Here is a 15,133-nt window from a genome sequence, read left to right as displayed (position 1 = left end):
ATTTGTGGAGGGCGCTTTTGATGACGGCCAAAAAGACGGTCCGGATTGCCTTTGTCGATGATGACGAAAATCTTCTGTCGTCTCATCGCCGCAATTTTGCCCGCCTGCGCCCGGACTGGGAGGGGGCCTTTGTCAATGACCCGATTGCCGCGCGTGACGCCATCATCGCCGATCCGGATGTTTCGGCAGTCATCCTTGATATCCACATGCCGGGCATGACCGGCCTTGAACTTGCCGCCGAACTGCGCAAGGCCCGCAAGGAATTGATCATTGTGATGCTGACGGGTTATGCCGATCTGCAATCAGCACTGCTGGCGGTCAATGAAATCGGCGTCTTTCGCTTCTATCCCAAGCCAACCATGCTCGAGACGATGCTTGATGACATCGAAACCGAGATCAAAAGCCGCCTTGGCCAAAGCGAAGATACCCTGCCGACCGAGTTCCTCGACCTGTTTGAGCTGGGCGTGATTGCGGTTGACGAGACCCTGACCATCCTGCATCTCAATTCACAGGGTGCCGAGGTTCTCAGGAGGTCTTCACTGGTGCGGTCCGGCCCGCAGGGACGCCTGATCATTGACCCAAGCCCGGAAGGACTGACGAAATTTCTTGTGCCGCCGGGCAAAACTGTTCCCCGCAGCCACCAGAGCTTCTCGCTTGAACGTGACGGTGAAAAGCTGTCGCTTCTTATTCGCCGGGTCCCCAAAAAAGCCGATGGCAAACAAAGCTTCATGATCATTCTGGTTGATCCGGCCCACCAGCGCCCGCCAGCGGTTGACGATCTGATGGATCTGTTTGGCCTGACCCGATCCGAAGCCAAACTGACCCAAAAACTGGCCGAGGGGCTGGCCCTTGATCAGGCCGCAGAACTGGTCGGAATCTCGCATTCTTCGGCACGGACGTATCTTAAGACCATCTTCTCGAAAACCGGCGTGAACCGACAGCCGCAACTGATGAAAACTGTGCTTTCAAGTATTCCGTCCTTGCGCTAACGCACTGTAAATTAGTGCTTAAGCAACGTCATCCGACCAAAGACCCACACCATAAAAACTTGAAAACGCCGCCAATACATCTACCCTGAGTTAAGAAACATCAGGGTCTTGAATGCTGGGGTGGGGCACAGGAGTTGACTGGACATAGCGACACATCAGAACCGTCGTCAAAACCGTCCTGGGCCTGTCATCGGTCGATGTCCGACCATAACCGATCTGTCAAACGGGCATGCGATATTCTGTTTGCCGGGATCGGGTTGCTGGTGCTTTTCCCTGTTCTGATGATCATTGCGGTCTTGCTGTTCGGATCTGGCTTTCACAATCCGCTGTTTTTGCAAAAACGGGTCGGCCTTGAGGGTCGGATCTTTGTCATTTTCAAGTTCCGAACTTTACGTGATCGCACCTGCCGCCCGCTTTCTGCACGCGGCCTGCGATTTGCAGAAACGCTCAGTTCAATTTTGCGCATCACCGGACTTGATGAATTGCCGCAGTTCTTCAATGTGCTACGCGGCGATATGTCGCTAGTCGGACCGCGCCCGCACAGCCTTGCCGATCATCATCGATTTACCAAACGCGTTCCCGATTATGCCGCCCGGCTTGCGATAAAGCCGGGCATGACCGGATGGGCGCAAATTCAGGGCTGGCGCGGCCCGGTCTGCAGCGATGATCACTTGCAGGCGCGCGTTGCCAGCGATCTTGAATATATCCGCCGCCAAACCCCTCTGTTTGATTGCGCCATTCTGGTCCGCACGGTTGTCCTTCCCTTCAGGACGCTGGCGCGATATCGGGCCCAACGCCAGCCCCACCGCGCACTCAAACCCTGTCTTGGTCGCGACCGGCGGCTGGTGTAATGCGTAAATTCGTGATGTCCGCTGCACTGCTCTGTGCAAATGTCGTGGCCCCCGCTGCCGCAATGGAAAATCCCGATGATGCTGGTGGCATTCGTCTCGGCCGAATTCTGGCAACCCCGTCACTTGAATTCGGCACGCGATATGACAGCAACATCTTCCAAAGCGATGCCAATCCGACCGGTGACGTCATCACAACCTTGACCCCGCGTCTGGCCCTGCAAGGCGACTGGCGGATTTTTCACCTGCATCTGGCAGCCGGCGGCGAACTTGGCTTTTTTGCCAACTCATCTAGTGATGACTATCAGGACATTGAGCTCAGCACTGCGGGCAGCCTTGATCTCGGTGCGACATCCGTTGAAGGCGGGGTTCAGCTTAAACGCGCCCATGACCCGCGCGGCAGTAACGATGTCCCGACCAGTGCCACAGAGCCCGTGATTTACCGTGATGTCAGCGCCCAGGTTGGCGGCCGCCATATTACCAACGGCCTGCATTACGAATCACAGTTTGCACTTCGCCGTCTTGATTTTGACGACAGCACCGCGCGCAACGGATCGATCATCCGCAATGATGATCGTGATCGCCTTGAACTGCGCGAGACGCTCCGCATTCTGTGGCCGCTTGATCTTGGGCGTGAGGCTTACGGAGAAATCACGTTTAACCAACGACAATATGACCGAACCCCCGATGATGGTGGACGCATCCGCGATTCTGCGGGGTATCAGGTGCTGGGCGGCATTCGCCTTGATCTGACCGATCTGATCACGGCCGATCTGGCGGCGGGCTGGATGAACCAGACTTATGCCGACCCGGCCTTTGGCGATATCGGGGATTATACCTTGCGCGGCGATTTCGACTGGTCGGTCACCCGCCTGACCAATATCGCGTTCAATGCTGCCCGCACTGTGCGCGAAACGACCCAGACCGGCGCCAGTGGCATTCTGGCCTTTGAGGCAGGAACGGGGATTTCCCATGAACTCCGTCGGCGACTGACCGTTTCGCTCAGTGCGGACTACAGCGCAGAAACCTTCCAACAGACCACACGGCGTGACAACACTAGTCGGTTTGGGATTGGCATTCGCTATGAACTGAATCGCCTTGCCCGGATCGAGGGTGGCCTCGCCTATGACCAGCGAAACTCAAACAGCGCGGGTGAGGATTATGAACGCCTGCAAAGCCACATCCGCCTCAAGCTGGAGATGTAAATGACAACACCAAAGCCACGCTTGTTCAATGGCTTGCGCACGGCCCTGATCACGCTGTTCGCCTTGATCGCAATGACGATGACGGCAACGGCACAGACCATCTATGTCTTGGACAGTGGCGATACGGTGCGGGTTACGGTGTTTGGCGAACCGGATCTGTCGGGCGAATTCAAGGTTGATGCCATGGGAAGGCTGAACCTTGCGCTGATCGGGCCGATAAGCGTGCGCAACCTCACCACCGATCAGGCGCGCCAGAAAGTCCATGACGCCTATCTGGATGGCTATTTGCGGCATCCCGATATTGCGGTCGAAATTATCGCCTTTCGTCCGTTTTTCATCATGGGGGAAGTCAATCAGCCAGGATCCTACGATTATGTGCCGGGGATGAATGTGCTCAATGCCATCGCGGTCGGCGGCGGGCTCACCTATCGCGGGGATGAGGATGACATCGAAATCCTGCGGGGTCATGATGCATCGCGCGTCGTTATCCCGGCAACGCTCGCCACCATCGTTATGCCCGGCGACATCGTGCGCGTGGCCGAAAGGTACTTCTAAATCACTGCAAAAGGACGGCTTTCCAGCACAATCCACTGTGCATTTTCGTTCAGAACGCAGGGGTTTTAGAACTGGTCCATATATCGTCGGATTTTCCGCTGTTTTCTGGATCAACCATCTTTACCTGCGCCCGTTTTCCATGATGAAATCGCGCTTACGCCATCAAGAGATGGCAAACAGATAAAAACTAAAACGATTTTGCCCCACGCAACGGAGTTCACGAAACATGTCCGGGAAAACAGAAACGCGCCATGGCGGACGCATTCTGGTCGATCAACTGGCCCTGCACGGGGCTGAACGCGTCTTTCTTGTCCCGGGCGAAAGCTATCTCGCCGTGCTTGATGGCCTTGTCGATCATCCGGGCATCGATCCGATCATTTGCCGTCAGGAAGGCGGGGCCGCCATCATGGCAGAGGCCTACGGCAAGCTGACCAATAAACCCGGCATCTGCATGGTCACCCGTGGTCCCGGTGCCACCAACGCATCGGCCGGCGTTCATGTCGCCCATCAGGACAGCACACCAATGATCCTGCTGGTCGGGCAGATCGGGCGTGACATGGTTGATCGCGAAGCGTTTCAGGAAGTCGATTACCGCAAAATGTTCGACCCATTGGCAAAGTGGGTCGGGCAGATTGATGACATCAACCGCATTCCGGAATATATCAGCCACGCCTATCACATCGCGACATCCGGTCGCCCCGGCCCTGTGGTTCTGGCGCTTCCCGAAGACATGCTTTCTTCAAGCGCCGAAGTACCTGATGCCAAACCCTACGTCCCGGTTGAGGCCAAAACAGCGCCTGAAGATGTCTCTCGCTTCCGTGACGCTCTTGCGAAATCCGCAAAGCCGGTCATGATCGTTGGTGGGGGTGGCTGGACCCGCGAAGCGACTGAAAACCTCAAATCGTTTGCAGTTCGTAACAATGTGCCGATTGCGACAAGCTTCCGCTGTCAGGACTATATCCCCAACACGCACAGCCACTTCATTGGTGATGTCGGGATCGGCATCAACCCGAAGCTGGCCGAGTTCATCAAGGACAGTGATCTTGTGATCCTTGTCGGATCGCGCATGGGGGAAATGACCAGCAGCGGCTATAGCCTGCTTGAGATCCCCTGCCCGAAACAGAAACTGGTCCATGTTTACAGCGGCCCGGATGAATTGGGCCGGGTCTACCGCCCGGATGTCGCAATCAATGCGTCCCAGCGATCCTTCCTGCGCGCCATCGCCATGATGGAGCCGGTGGATGGATCGGCCCGCGATGACATGATCGAAACCGCACACGCCAACTACATCGCCTTTTCCACCCCGGTTGAAACCCCGGGCGATGTCAAAATGGCGCATGTGGTGGCGGAATTGCGTGAAAAACTGCCTGACAATGCGATTGTCACCAATGGGGCGGGCAACTATGCCGCCTTTTTGCATCGCTTCTTCCGCTATCGGGAATACCGCACCGAACTGGCCCCGACATCGGGCTCGATGGGGTATGGGCTTCCGGCGTCGGTCTCAGCCAAGCTTGCCCACCCGGACCGCCCGGTCGTCTGCCTTGCCGGTGACGGATGCTTTTTGATGCACGGGCAGGAATTTGCCACCGCCGTGCAATATGGCGCGAATATCATCACGCTTGTGGTCAATAACGGTATGTTTGGCACCATCCGCATGCATCAGGAACGCAACTATCCCGGCCGTGTGTCTGGCACCGAACTGCACAACCCGGATTTCGCCGCCTACGCCAAGGCGTTTGGTGGATACGGCGAAACCGTCACCAAGACCGCGGATTTCGGCCCGGCCTTCGACCGCGCGGTCGCCTCCGGCAAACCCGCCATCCTTGAAATCCAGGTGGACCCACAGGCGCTTACCCCGATCAAAACCCTTGATCAGATCCGTGCGGGCACCTAAGACTGCATAATTGTTTCGAAAATGTAATAAGCGAGATCAGCGTTTGGGAATGCTGATCTCGCCGCTTTCCAGTCCGGCCTTCAGTGAATCGACGGCAACGGCCAGCTTTTCGTCAACGACATGCAGATAGGCCGTCCAGTCTGAAAGTTTGGAGAGCTCTTCCTTGCCATCGGAAATCCCCCGCAGCCCAATAAGCGGCAAATCAAACTTGTGGCAGGCCCGCAGGATGGCAAAGCTTTCCATATCGACCATGTCGGCATCAATCACATCATAGGCCGCACCCGACACCACATTCGCCCCGGTCGACAAACGCGCTTCGGGGATACCGGGAATGCGCAACGCCATCTCGATCTCGGCAGGCAGATCGACAAACGGCGTGCAGCCCTTCTCAAAGCCCAAAACCGATGCATCCATATCCCGATACGATATCGAAACGGCCTGATAAACCTCGGCCTGCTCAAGCGTGCGTGACCCTGCCGATCCCAATGTGACGACAAGATCAGGCAAATCATCCGACAGCTTCAATTCGGTCAATGCCGCGGTCAAATTGATCGCCGCCTCCACCGGCCCTACCCCGATCATCAAGGGTGTAAACCGCTCCTTGAGGTGGTCGCCATATTCCGCCGGTGCCGCCATTGGGAACAACACGTTATGGCCTGCGACATCATGAAGGTAACCGCGCATCTTTGACTTTCCGCATTCTTAAAATCAGAACCCGCAGCATAAAGGCCGGGGAACATTTCCGCAGCCCCAAAATCGCGGCATGACTGTCAGTGTAACGTGATGGTATCAAGCGGCGACAGAACGGGTCGGAGCGAACAGTTTGGCGAGATAACCAAAGCCCACAACAAGCGCGATCACGTCAAACAAAGCCATGGTCGATACGCCAATCGCGGCAAACCCGGTATTTTCAAGCAGTGGCTCGAAGCACTGGTCATTGATTTCCATAAACAGCCCGATGATGAGCAGGTAGGCGCCATAACGCTCTGAAAGTTCGTTGAGATCATGCTGTTTCTCGGCAATCTCTTCGCCATAAGCTCGTTTCGCCAACATTTCGCGCATCTCAAGGAACACGCCAAAGGCAACCAGAATGACGGCGACATCTTCTTCAAGCGTCACATCGGCATCGAATATGCCGGCCTCAAACGCAAAGGTCAGCGTGGCAAGGTGTGCCCAGCCGGTCATCACCACCATCGCCATGACAACAAAGGTCCAGATCGCCAACGAAACCGGATGAATGGTGAAAAGGAAAAACAGCTTTGTCATTGGTTCGCCCCAACAAATGCAATAACGCGCCCCTGCCGGTTTCGGCACGGTAAAAAATCATCCTTACGCGCACTATCCGCGGATGCCAACTGACAAAGCAATTCTGAGAGGAAATTGGCGCACCCGACAGGATTCGAACCTGTGGCCTTTGCCTTCGGAGGGCAACGCTCTATCCAGCTGAGCTACGGGTGCGCAATATGTAGGGCCGTGACTGGAATGTGTGGCCCGAGCGGTTTGGGTGATACAGGTTTTGACCTGAACGGGCAAGGGTTTTCGAACCCCGATACGCGCTCAATCATCCCCTATCCCGGTTAAGGTAACCTTGGCAGGTTGTGGCTGCAATCAGCTTTCGACATCGCGACGTTCATACGGGTCACGGACCACCCAGGTGCCATCCCATTCGCGGTCCTGTTCACGCCGTTCAAGGCGTTCCATGCGGTTCATCATCAGCTGTGCGGCAAAGTCGCTGTCATCAAATGCAATGACTTCTTCGTAAAGCGGCCGGGCGGCATCGAAATTGCCATCGCGGTAATGCGCCATGGCGGTTTCGTACTTGCTGCGCCATTCACGCCGTTCTTCGGAAAGTTGCCCGCCCTGCGCCAGCACTTCGTAAAGAAAAACGACCTTTTCAGTACCCAGCAGCACCACATGATCAAGGTCGCGCATTTCGACCTCACCCGACGCCATGCTGGCCGTTTCGTGCGAAGCCAGAATTTGCGTGCCATAGACCCGGTTGGCCTTTTCCAGACGGTTGGCATAGTTCACGCAATCGCCAACCACGGTATAAGCGCGTGATTTGTCCGTACCGATGGAACCGACAACCACCTCGCCGGTCGCAATGCCGACACGGATTTCAAGACCATGATCGCCAATCAGTTCGGCATATTTGGTTTTAAGCGCGTTAAAGCGTGCGACCTGTTCAAGGGCCGCCTGACAGGCATGTTTGGCATGGGCCCCTTCGCCGCAGAAGGGCGGGCCCCAGAAGCCGATCACACGGTCACCAACGAAGTTGTCGATAATGCCGCTTTGATTGGCAATCGGTTCCGTCATCGCGGTGAGATAATCATTCAGGAAGTCGACAAGCTTTTCGGGCGGCGTATGTTCCGCCAGCCAGTCAAAGCCGGTCAGGTTGACGACACTGACGGTCATCACGCGCTTTTCGGAATTCTCAAGCGCGGTTTCCTGATTGATCAGATTATTGATGACTTTCGGATCGACATATTTGCCAAACCGTTCGCGCATCCTGAACCGCACGCGGAGTTCGCGCGTCATGCGGTTAAAGGCATCTGCCAACCGGCCAAAATCACCCTTGGAGCTGAATTCAAGCTTGGTATCAAGTTTGCCCGACTGAATGGAATTCAGCGCACTCGTGGTTTTGCGCACGGCAACCACCACCGCATGCGCCATGTAATAGGCCAGCGAAATACCAATAATGACGGCCGCCAGCATCATGATGAATTCGGCCTGAATCAAGAAGTCTTCGCGCTTTGAAACGTTTTCAACTGTCTGTGCGGCGTAATCTTCAAGAAGCCGGATTTCATTGCGCAGGTTCAGCACGATAATCCGATGCAGGCCGCGCACGGTGTTTTCCTGTGACCGGGCATCGGCAAGGTTTCCTGCCCGCACCTGATCAAGCAGGCGTTCAACGCCCAAGGAAAACTGTGCCGATACATCGGCAAATTCCCGCATGCGCACATCAAGATCAAACAGCACACCCTCGTCAAAGTGACCGGATGCCTGCGCCCGACCAAGTGCAGCAAAGGTAAAGGATTTGCGGAAAGCCTGTTCGATCTGGGTTTGTTTGGCTTCGATTTCGATCTCGATGCCATTCAAAAGCGATGTCTGCGGTCCGTCACTTTCGACCACCCGCATGTAACGATCAATCAGCGAAATCTGTTCAAGCTGGCGCGCACGCACGTCCGAAAGCGAGTCCTTAACCGGCGTGACGTAGCGCGACACCGCCTCAAGATCACCATTGATGCCAAGGGACTGGATCACGGAGAAACCGGTGGCCACAACGAGCCACACGACAAAAAAGGCCGCGACACCCAGGAACTTCGCCCGAATGGTCCTTAGCATGCCGGTCCTGATCCTCCGGTTAAGTGATGGTGCATCATCAATTGCTGCTTGGCATATCGGAACGAAACAGCGGTTCGACAACCTGCATAATGCCTTGCAACTATTTAAAAAAGGCTACCTGATCATTGATTGAGGGTCAAAAAGCAATCAGTTGTTGGTGCAGGAATAAGTTTTCCGATCATCGCTGTCGACAACCCAGCGCCGAATATCCTCGATCACCACCGGCCCGTTCAGATCCCGCAACAGCATGTGATACCCCTTCGAATAAAGGCAGCGGTGATAGTAGGGCAAACCGAGGCTGGACAGTTGATCATCAAGCGCCGCAACTGCCTCAGGCGGGATCACCTGATCCTGCATCCCCGACAGCAAAAGTGTTGGCACAGATATATCTCCGGCCCGAACGCGCGCCAGATCCATGATATCGGCAACACCGGCAAGCAAATCGACCCGGACTGACGACATCATGTGCGGGTCACGCGACAGCCGACGCAACATTTCGATATTGTCCGACGGCCAGATATCAAGCCCCCGCCCGGTCAGCGGCAACCATGGCAGGCTGTGCGACAGGATCGAAAGTGGTGCGGTCTGATACCATGGCATCATGTTCCGGTTCCAAACTGCCGGTGCGACCAAAACCAGACCATCCATCAAATGCCCGCGGGTGGAAGCGGTGATGATCGCCACCGCCCCGCCCATCGAATTCCCCAGAAGGTAAATCGGCGTATCGGGATAGCGCGCGCGCAACAGCGCCAATGCGTCACTAGCATCATTGACCAGGCTCGCCGTGCCGGCCCAGAATGGACGTGTAGCCGTACGGCCAAAACCCCGCTGATCATAAGCATAGATCGCGATGCCCTTCGGGCCGACCTGTTCACCGAGCTCCATGAAGGCATTGGCATAATCGCCCATCCCGTGCAGACCAAGGATCACTGCGTCGGGATCTTCAAGATCACCCCAGCTTTGCAACGGCAGCGCCATACCATCGGCCGCAACAAAAACGTCTGGCCCAAGCACGGTCTGGGCAATCGGTGGTCCCGCCGGGCGAACGGTTGGCGCACAGGCACTTACCAACCCGGCAAAGAACAACATCGCACAGAGGCGGAAAACGGGGCGCAAAAAACACGGTGACAAAGTGGTGACCAACCCTACGCAGGAAACACAGACACTTAATGAAGATTATAATGCGTTCGCCCGCAAGGTATTGTCACACATTACATATTCCAAGCGGGCACTCGGGTTATTGAGGAAATTCTGGTTTAAGGTTTAACCAATCGGCCCGATCTAGTAGAACTACACTAGGTTCAGCGGGTTTTTTAATCCAATGACAGACGCAGACATTGGGTATTTTGCCTTGTTGCCATATCGATCGTTCCACACGTTTTCCAACGAAAGGATACGACCATGAGCATGAAAGAAGCTTACGAGAAAAAACTGGAAGCCCAACTCAATGAGTGGAGTGCCCAGATTGACAAGCTTAAGGCGCAGGCTGAGTTGGCAGAAGCCGATGCACAAATACAGTATCAGAAACAAGTCAAAGAGCTCCGCGCCATGCAAGACGAGGCCGAGCAGAAGCTCCGAGAATTGCAAAAATCAAGCGATACCGCCTGGCAAGACATGAAAGCTGGCATGGATAACGCTTGGGACTCGATTGAAGCTGCGATGAAAATGGCTACCAGCAGGTTCAAGTGATCGAGCAGATCTAGACGCAACCACACAAAACCCCGCAAGTTTTCTTGCGGGGTTTTGTAGATGATTACGAAAACGCAACGAACTAGGCGGCCTTGCCGGCACCTGCGCGTTGCTTGTTATTATCGCGGGTCAGCATCAGGAAGATGTCTTCAAGATCGCCCTCCTCGGTCGACAGATCCTTGATCGCAAGACCACAGCCATGGATCGCCTCGAGGATTTCCGCCATCTGGGTGTTGCTTGGGCGGTAATGAAGCGCGATCTGGTTTTCCGATTTAAGCTCTGCCCCCCAGGGCGACAGGGCATCGGGTACTGCGTTCAGTTCGTTGTTCACGGTCAGAACCAGCGTCTTGTGATCGATCCGGCGCAGCAGGCTGCGCTTGTCTTCATGGGCAATGACATTGCCCTGATTGATGATCGCGATCTCGTCACAAAGTTCTTCGGCTTCTTCAAGGTAATGCGTGGTCAGAACAATCGTGACGCCTGCTTTATTCAACTCCTTGACGTAAGCCCAAAGCTGCTGACGCAGTTCGATATCCACACCGGCCGTCGGTTCATCAAGAACCAGAACGGGCGGCGTATGGACCATCGCCTTGCCGACCAGAAGACGGCGACGCATCCCGCCTGAAAGCGACCTTGCGTACGAGTCTGCCTTGTCGGCGAGTCCGATGGCGGCAAGAATCTCGTCCGTGCGGCGTTCGGATTTTGGCACGCCATAGAGGCCCGCCTGCAATTCCATCACCTGACGGGGGGTAAAAAATGCATCCAAGTTCAGTTCCTGGGGCACGATCCCGATGGAGCAGCGTGCGGCCCGCATCTGGGCTTCGATATCGTTGCCCCAGATTTTTGCCGTACCGCTGGTCTTGGTGACAAGACCGGCCAAGATATTGATAAACGTAGACTTTCCGGCGCCGTTCGGGCCCAGCAGGGCAAAAAACGAGCCGCGCGGAATCTTGAGCGAAACGTTATCAAGGGCGAGTTTTTCACCGTTTGATCCCTTATAGACCTTTGTCAGCCCCTCGACTTCGATGGCATAGTCGGGCATTGCAGTCATATGTCCGTGATCTCCACTCTTTTCCGCGTCGCTTGTTTGCGCTAAGACCATGAGGCGCCATGAGCACGCGGAAGTATTGATTGAATATGCCCAATCGGTATCATTCCCGGGAAACCGGGGTCAATGCTGTCCACAGTGCGCGGCCAATCCCGATGGTCATACAAGCCTGAAAAAGGCAAACTTGGAACTGGATATATGAAGATCACCGAAGAAATCAAAGTCGGCACGCTAAATGTTGCCTGCGACGGCGGAAAAGGTCACCTTGGGCACCCGACCGTTTACCTTAATCTTGAGGAAAAAGGCGAGGTGGTCTGCCCGTATTGCTCGAAAAAATATATCTTCGACAAATCCTTGGCCGAGCACGCAGCCCACTAATCCAATACGCACCTTTTTAGGTACAGTATGGGGCCAGACCCTGCCGGTGCTTGCGCACAGATGGTCTGGCAGACCATATATTGTCACCTGCCTATGCTGTCGTGAACGCCATCACGGCCAATCCACGGGGAACTTCCATGACGTCTTCTGCACCTAACAGCTTCCGCGCTCTGCCCGATCCGGACGGGCATTTCGGCAATTTCGGCGGACGCTTTGTCGCCGAAACCCTGATGCCGCTGATCCTTGAGCTGGAACAAGCCTACAAGGACGCCAAGGCAGACCCCGCGTTTAAAAAGGAGATGGATTACTATCTCCGTCACTATGTTGGCCGTGAAAACCCGCTTTATTTCGCCGAACGCCTGACCGAGGAACTCGGCGGTGCAAAGATCTATTTCAAGCGCGAGGACCTCAACCATACCGGCGCGCACAAGATCAATAACTGCATCGGCCAGATCCTGTTGGCCAAGCGCATGGGCAAAACCCGTATCATCGCCGAAACCGGCGCCGGTCAGCATGGCGTTGCGACCGCGACTGTGTGCGCACGCTTCGGCCTGCCTTGCACGGTCTATATGGGTTCCAAGGATATCGAACGTCAGTCGCCCAACGTCTTCCGCATGCGCCTGCTTGGTGCCGAAGTCAAACCGGTCGTTTCCGGTTCGAACTCGCTGAAAGATGCGATGAACGAAGCCCTGCGTGACTGGGTCACCAACGTTGAAGATACCTTCTACATCATCGGTACTGCGGCTGGCCCGCACCCTTATCCGGAAATGGTCCGTGATTTCCAGTCGGTCATCGGCAATGAAGCCCGCCGACAGATCATGGAAGCTGAAAATCGCCTGCCCGATCAGGTGATCGCATCGGTTGGCGGCGGGTCCAACGCCATTGGCCTGTTCCACCCGTTCCTTGATGACAAGGGTGTCGAAGTTGTCGGTGTCGAGGCCGCAGGTCACGGCGTTCATACCGGCAAACATGCCGCAAGCCTTTCGGCAGGCAAGCCGGGCGTTCTGCACGGTAACCGTACCTATTTGCTGATGGATGATGACGGCCAGATCAAGGAAGCCGATTCGATTTCGGCCGGTCTGGATTATCCCGGCATCGGGCCGGAGCACAGCTGGCTTAAGGATATCGGTCGCGCGCGTTATGAACCGATCACCGACAAGGAAGCCCTTGCGGCCTTCAAACTCTGTTCGGAACTCGAAGGCATCATTCCGGCCCTGGAATGCAGCCATGCGATCGCGCAGATCATGAAAGAGGCCCCGAAAATGGGCAAGGACAAGATCATCCTCATGTGTCTGAGTGGCCGGGGTGACAAGGACATCTTTACCGTGGCCGAAGCACTGGGAGTAGAATTGTGAGCGACGCTATCATCGGCGGCCAGGACCGCATCGCCAAACGTTTTGCCAAGCTCAAGGAAGAAGGCCGTGCCGGTCTGGTAACCTTTATCACCGCAGGCGATCCCGACCCGGAAACCTCGTTTGAAATCCTCAAACAGCTGCCCGAAGCCGGTGCCGACATCATCGAACTGGGCATGCCGTTTACCGATCCGATGGCCGATGGCCCCGCCATTCAGGAAGCATCGCTTCGCGCGCTTGCCGCTGGCATGCATATGCGCAAGACGCTGTCGATCGTGCGCGGCTTCCGCGATCAGGATCATGATACGCCGATCATCCTGATGGGCTATTACAACCCGATCTATATCTATGGCGTCGCCGAATTCCTTGAAGATGCGCGCAATGCCGGGGTTGATGGCCTGATCGTTGTTGATCTGCCGCCCGAAGAAGATGCAGAGCTTTGCATTCCGACCGTGGAAAAGGGCCTGTCCTTCATTCGTTTGACGACGCCGACCTCTGATGACAAGCGTCTTCCGAAACTTGTTCAGAATACCTCGGGCTTTGTTTACTATGTCTCGGTTGCCGGTGTGACCGGTGCCGGATCTGCCAGCAATGACCAGATTATTGAGGCCATGGGACGCCTGCGTCGCCATACCGATCTGCCGATTGCGGTCGGTTTTGGCATCAAGACCGCAGCCCAGGCAGCCGACGTGGCAAAACAGGCCGATGCCGCTGTCGTCGGATCGGCAATCGTATCAAAAATTGCCGAAAGTCTTGACGAAAACGGCAAGGCCACCGATAAGACCGCCTCTATGGTTACCGGCCTTGTAAGTGAACTTGCGAACGGGGTCCGAAACGCGCGCAAATAGATGGCGCTGCGTTTGAAAGAACCGATATAGACAGAACCAAGGATCAGTATCCGATATGTCGTGGCTGACTGAATTCGTCCGTCCAAAGATTCAGAAACTTGTTCGCCGCACAGATGTGCCCGAAAACCTCTGGCACAAATGCAAATCCTGCGAACAGATGATCTTCCATCGTGATCTGGCAAAGAACAATCATGTTTGCCAGCATTGCGGTCATCACATGCGCATTTCCGCCAAGGAACGTCTCGAAACCCTGTTTGATGATGGCAAGTACCAGACCATCGAACTGCCGAATGTTCCGGTCGATCCGCTGAAATTCCGCGATCAGAAGAAATATACCGACCGCCTCAAGGCGGCCCAGGCCAAAGCAACCTTCAAGGATGCGCTGGCTGTGGCCCATGGCGAAGTCGGTGGTCATCCGACCGTGATTGCCGTTTTCGATTTCTCCTTCATGGGTGGATCGATGGGCATCGCCGTTGGCGAAGGCATCGTTGCAGCGGCCGAGCTTGCCTGTGTGCAGGATGCGGCCCTGATCGTCGTTCCGGCATCGGGTGGTGCGCGTATGCAGGAAGGCATTCTCAGCCTGATGCAGATGGCGCGCACCACGGCCGCGATCGAAAAGGTCAAGGAAAAGGGCCTACCCTATTTCGTGCTCCTGACCGATCCGACCACTGGCGGTGTTTCGGCATCCTTTGCCATGCTGGGTGATATCCAGATCGCAGAACCGGGCGCACAGATCGGCTTTGCCGGGCGCCGCGTGATCGAAAGCACCATCCGCGAAAAACTGCCCGATGACTTCCAGACGGCCGAATACCTTCTGGAACATGGCATGGTGGATATGGTCGTGCCGCGTTCGGAACTGAACGCGACCTTTGGCCGCCTGATCGATATGATCCGTCGCACCAAACCGGGTGCGGCTGTGGTGCCGATCAAGGACGCCAAGGCAAAATCGACCAAATCCAAAACTCCGAGTGCGGATAAATAA

At 55.6% G+C, this 15,133-nt stretch carries 15 protein-coding genes and 1 tRNA gene; 10 read left to right on the top strand and 6 right to left on the bottom strand.

Annotated elements, in window-relative coordinates:
* Window positions 1-20: 20 nt before the first annotated feature.
* The 5 genes from AUQ41_RS02485 (at window position 21) to AUQ41_RS02465 (ending at window position 5,491) form a co-directional block, all read left to right on the top strand.
* On the top strand, window positions 21-989 hold the full coding sequence (locus AUQ41_RS02485) for a response regulator (protein ID WP_063086446.1): 969 nt from the start codon (window positions 21-23) through the stop codon (window positions 987-989).
* Between the two features lie 197 nt (window positions 990-1,186).
* Window positions 1,187-1,840 (top strand): sugar transferase, encoded by a 654-nt coding sequence (locus AUQ41_RS02480; protein WP_063086444.1) that lies wholly within the window; start codon window positions 1,187-1,189, stop codon window positions 1,838-1,840.
* The gene (locus AUQ41_RS02475) at window positions 1,840-3,042 is read left to right on the top strand and encodes an outer membrane beta-barrel protein (RefSeq protein WP_063086442.1); all 1,203 of its coding nucleotides are present in this window, start codon (window positions 1,840-1,842) and stop codon (window positions 3,040-3,042) included. Before AUQ41_RS02480 ends, AUQ41_RS02475 begins: the two co-directional genes overlap by 1 nt.
* On the top strand, window positions 3,043-3,597 hold the full coding sequence (locus AUQ41_RS02470; RefSeq protein WP_063086440.1) for a polysaccharide biosynthesis/export family protein: 555 nt from the start codon (window positions 3,043-3,045) through the stop codon (window positions 3,595-3,597). It begins immediately after the preceding gene.
* Between the two features lie 226 nt (window positions 3,598-3,823).
* Window positions 3,824-5,491, top strand: a complete 1,668-nt coding sequence (locus tag AUQ41_RS02465; RefSeq protein WP_063086438.1) for a thiamine pyrophosphate-binding protein — start codon at window positions 3,824-3,826, stop codon at window positions 5,489-5,491.
* A gap of 36 nt (window positions 5,492-5,527) precedes the next feature.
* Here the strand turns inward: AUQ41_RS02465 and AUQ41_RS02460 are convergent, their stop codons facing one another.
* From AUQ41_RS02460 to AUQ41_RS02440, 5 genes are all read right to left on the bottom strand, one after another.
* Entirely contained in the window at window positions 5,528-6,175 is a 648-nt protein-coding gene (locus tag AUQ41_RS02460; RefSeq protein ID WP_063086432.1) for a 5'-methylthioadenosine/S-adenosylhomocysteine nucleosidase, read from the bottom strand.
* A 105-nt stretch (window positions 6,176-6,280) separates the two neighbouring features.
* Window positions 6,281-6,757 carry a hypothetical protein gene (locus AUQ41_RS02455; RefSeq protein WP_063086430.1) on the bottom strand — a complete coding sequence of 159 codons (477 nt, stop codon included), beginning with the start codon at window positions 6,755-6,757 and terminating at the stop codon, window positions 6,281-6,283.
* 115 nt (window positions 6,758-6,872) lie between these two features.
* A tRNA-Arg gene (locus AUQ41_RS02450) sits at window positions 6,873-6,949 on the bottom strand.
* 150 nt (window positions 6,950-7,099) lie between these two features.
* Window positions 7,100-8,836 carry an adenylate/guanylate cyclase domain-containing protein gene (locus AUQ41_RS02445; RefSeq protein WP_008888665.1) on the bottom strand — a complete coding sequence of 579 codons (1,737 nt, stop codon included), beginning with the start codon at window positions 8,834-8,836 and terminating at the stop codon, window positions 7,100-7,102.
* 147 nt (window positions 8,837-8,983) lie between these two features.
* Window positions 8,984-9,967, bottom strand: a complete 984-nt coding sequence (locus AUQ41_RS02440) for an alpha/beta hydrolase (RefSeq protein ID WP_232308287.1) — start codon at window positions 9,965-9,967, stop codon at window positions 8,984-8,986.
* Window positions 9,968-10,237: 270 nt separating this feature from the next.
* On the opposite strand from AUQ41_RS02440, the gene AUQ41_RS02435 reads away from it, so the two are divergent.
* Window positions 10,238-10,525 carry a hypothetical protein gene (locus AUQ41_RS02435; protein WP_063086426.1) on the top strand — a complete coding sequence of 96 codons (288 nt, stop codon included), beginning with the start codon at window positions 10,238-10,240 and terminating at the stop codon, window positions 10,523-10,525.
* Window positions 10,526-10,607: 82 nt separating this feature from the next.
* Here the strand turns inward: AUQ41_RS02435 and AUQ41_RS02430 are convergent, their stop codons facing one another.
* Complete coding sequence (locus AUQ41_RS02430) at window positions 10,608-11,576, bottom strand: ABC transporter ATP-binding protein (protein WP_008888668.1); 969 nt, start codon at window positions 11,574-11,576, stop codon at window positions 10,608-10,610.
* Between the two features lie 195 nt (window positions 11,577-11,771).
* On the opposite strand from AUQ41_RS02430, the gene AUQ41_RS02425 reads away from it, so the two are divergent.
* From AUQ41_RS02425 to accD, 4 genes are all read left to right on the top strand, one after another.
* Complete coding sequence (locus AUQ41_RS02425) at window positions 11,772-11,951, top strand: zinc-finger domain-containing protein (protein WP_040822460.1); 180 nt, start codon at window positions 11,772-11,774, stop codon at window positions 11,949-11,951.
* Between the two features lie 137 nt (window positions 11,952-12,088).
* Window positions 12,089-13,306 carry a tryptophan synthase subunit beta gene (gene trpB / locus AUQ41_RS02420; RefSeq protein ID WP_008888670.1) on the top strand — a complete coding sequence of 406 codons (1,218 nt, stop codon included), beginning with the start codon at window positions 12,089-12,091 and terminating at the stop codon, window positions 13,304-13,306.
* Window positions 13,303-14,151 (top strand): tryptophan synthase subunit alpha, encoded by an 849-nt coding sequence (gene trpA / locus AUQ41_RS02415; RefSeq protein WP_063086424.1) that lies wholly within the window; start codon window positions 13,303-13,305, stop codon window positions 14,149-14,151. The genes trpB and trpA overlap by 4 nt, the downstream gene beginning before the upstream one ends.
* 55 nt (window positions 14,152-14,206) lie before the next feature.
* Window positions 14,207-15,133, top strand: a complete 927-nt coding sequence (accD, locus tag AUQ41_RS02410; protein WP_063086422.1) for an acetyl-CoA carboxylase, carboxyltransferase subunit beta — start codon at window positions 14,207-14,209, stop codon at window positions 15,131-15,133.

This window comes from Thalassospira sp. MCCC 1A02898 (assembly GCF_001618185.1).
Lineage (GTDB): Bacteria > Pseudomonadota > Alphaproteobacteria > Rhodospirillales > Thalassospiraceae > Thalassospira > Thalassospira tepidiphila.
Note: the sequence above shows the minus strand (reverse complement) of the source record. Positions and strands in the feature narration are given on the sequence as shown.

Bases quoted from the DNA above. Each gene is read 5' to 3' on its own strand.
- trpB (WP_008888670.1), top strand. From the start codon at position 12,089: ATGACGTCTTCTGCACCTAACAGCTTCCGCGCTCTGCCCGATCCGGAC.
- accD (WP_063086422.1), top strand. From the start codon at position 14,207: ATGTCGTGGCTGACTGAATTCGTCCGTCCAAAGATTCAGAAACTTGTT.
- AUQ41_RS02460 (WP_063086432.1), bottom strand. From the start codon at position 6,175: ATGCGCGGTTACCTTCATGATGTCGCAGGCCATAACGTGTTGTTCCCA.
- AUQ41_RS02485 (WP_063086446.1), top strand. From the start codon at position 21: ATGACGGCCAAAAAGACGGTCCGGATTGCCTTTGTCGATGATGACGAA.
- AUQ41_RS02435 (WP_063086426.1), top strand. From the start codon at position 10,238: ATGAGCATGAAAGAAGCTTACGAGAAAAAACTGGAAGCCCAACTCAAT.
- AUQ41_RS02425 (WP_040822460.1), top strand. From the start codon at position 11,772: ATGAAGATCACCGAAGAAATCAAAGTCGGCACGCTAAATGTTGCCTGC.
- AUQ41_RS02455 (WP_063086430.1), bottom strand. From the start codon at position 6,757: ATGACAAAGCTGTTTTTCCTTTTCACCATTCATCCGGTTTCGTTGGCG.
- AUQ41_RS02470 (WP_063086440.1), top strand. From the start codon at position 3,043: ATGACAACACCAAAGCCACGCTTGTTCAATGGCTTGCGCACGGCCCTG.
- AUQ41_RS02430 (WP_008888668.1), bottom strand. From the start codon at position 11,576: ATGACTGCAATGCCCGACTATGCCATCGAAGTCGAGGGGCTGACAAAG.
- AUQ41_RS02465 (WP_063086438.1), top strand. From the start codon at position 3,824: ATGTCCGGGAAAACAGAAACGCGCCATGGCGGACGCATTCTGGTCGAT.
- AUQ41_RS02480 (WP_063086444.1), top strand. From the start codon at position 1,187: ATGTCCGACCATAACCGATCTGTCAAACGGGCATGCGATATTCTGTTT.
- AUQ41_RS02475 (WP_063086442.1), top strand. From the start codon at position 1,840: ATGCGTAAATTCGTGATGTCCGCTGCACTGCTCTGTGCAAATGTCGTG.
- AUQ41_RS02445 (WP_008888665.1), bottom strand. From the start codon at position 8,836: ATGCTAAGGACCATTCGGGCGAAGTTCCTGGGTGTCGCGGCCTTTTTT.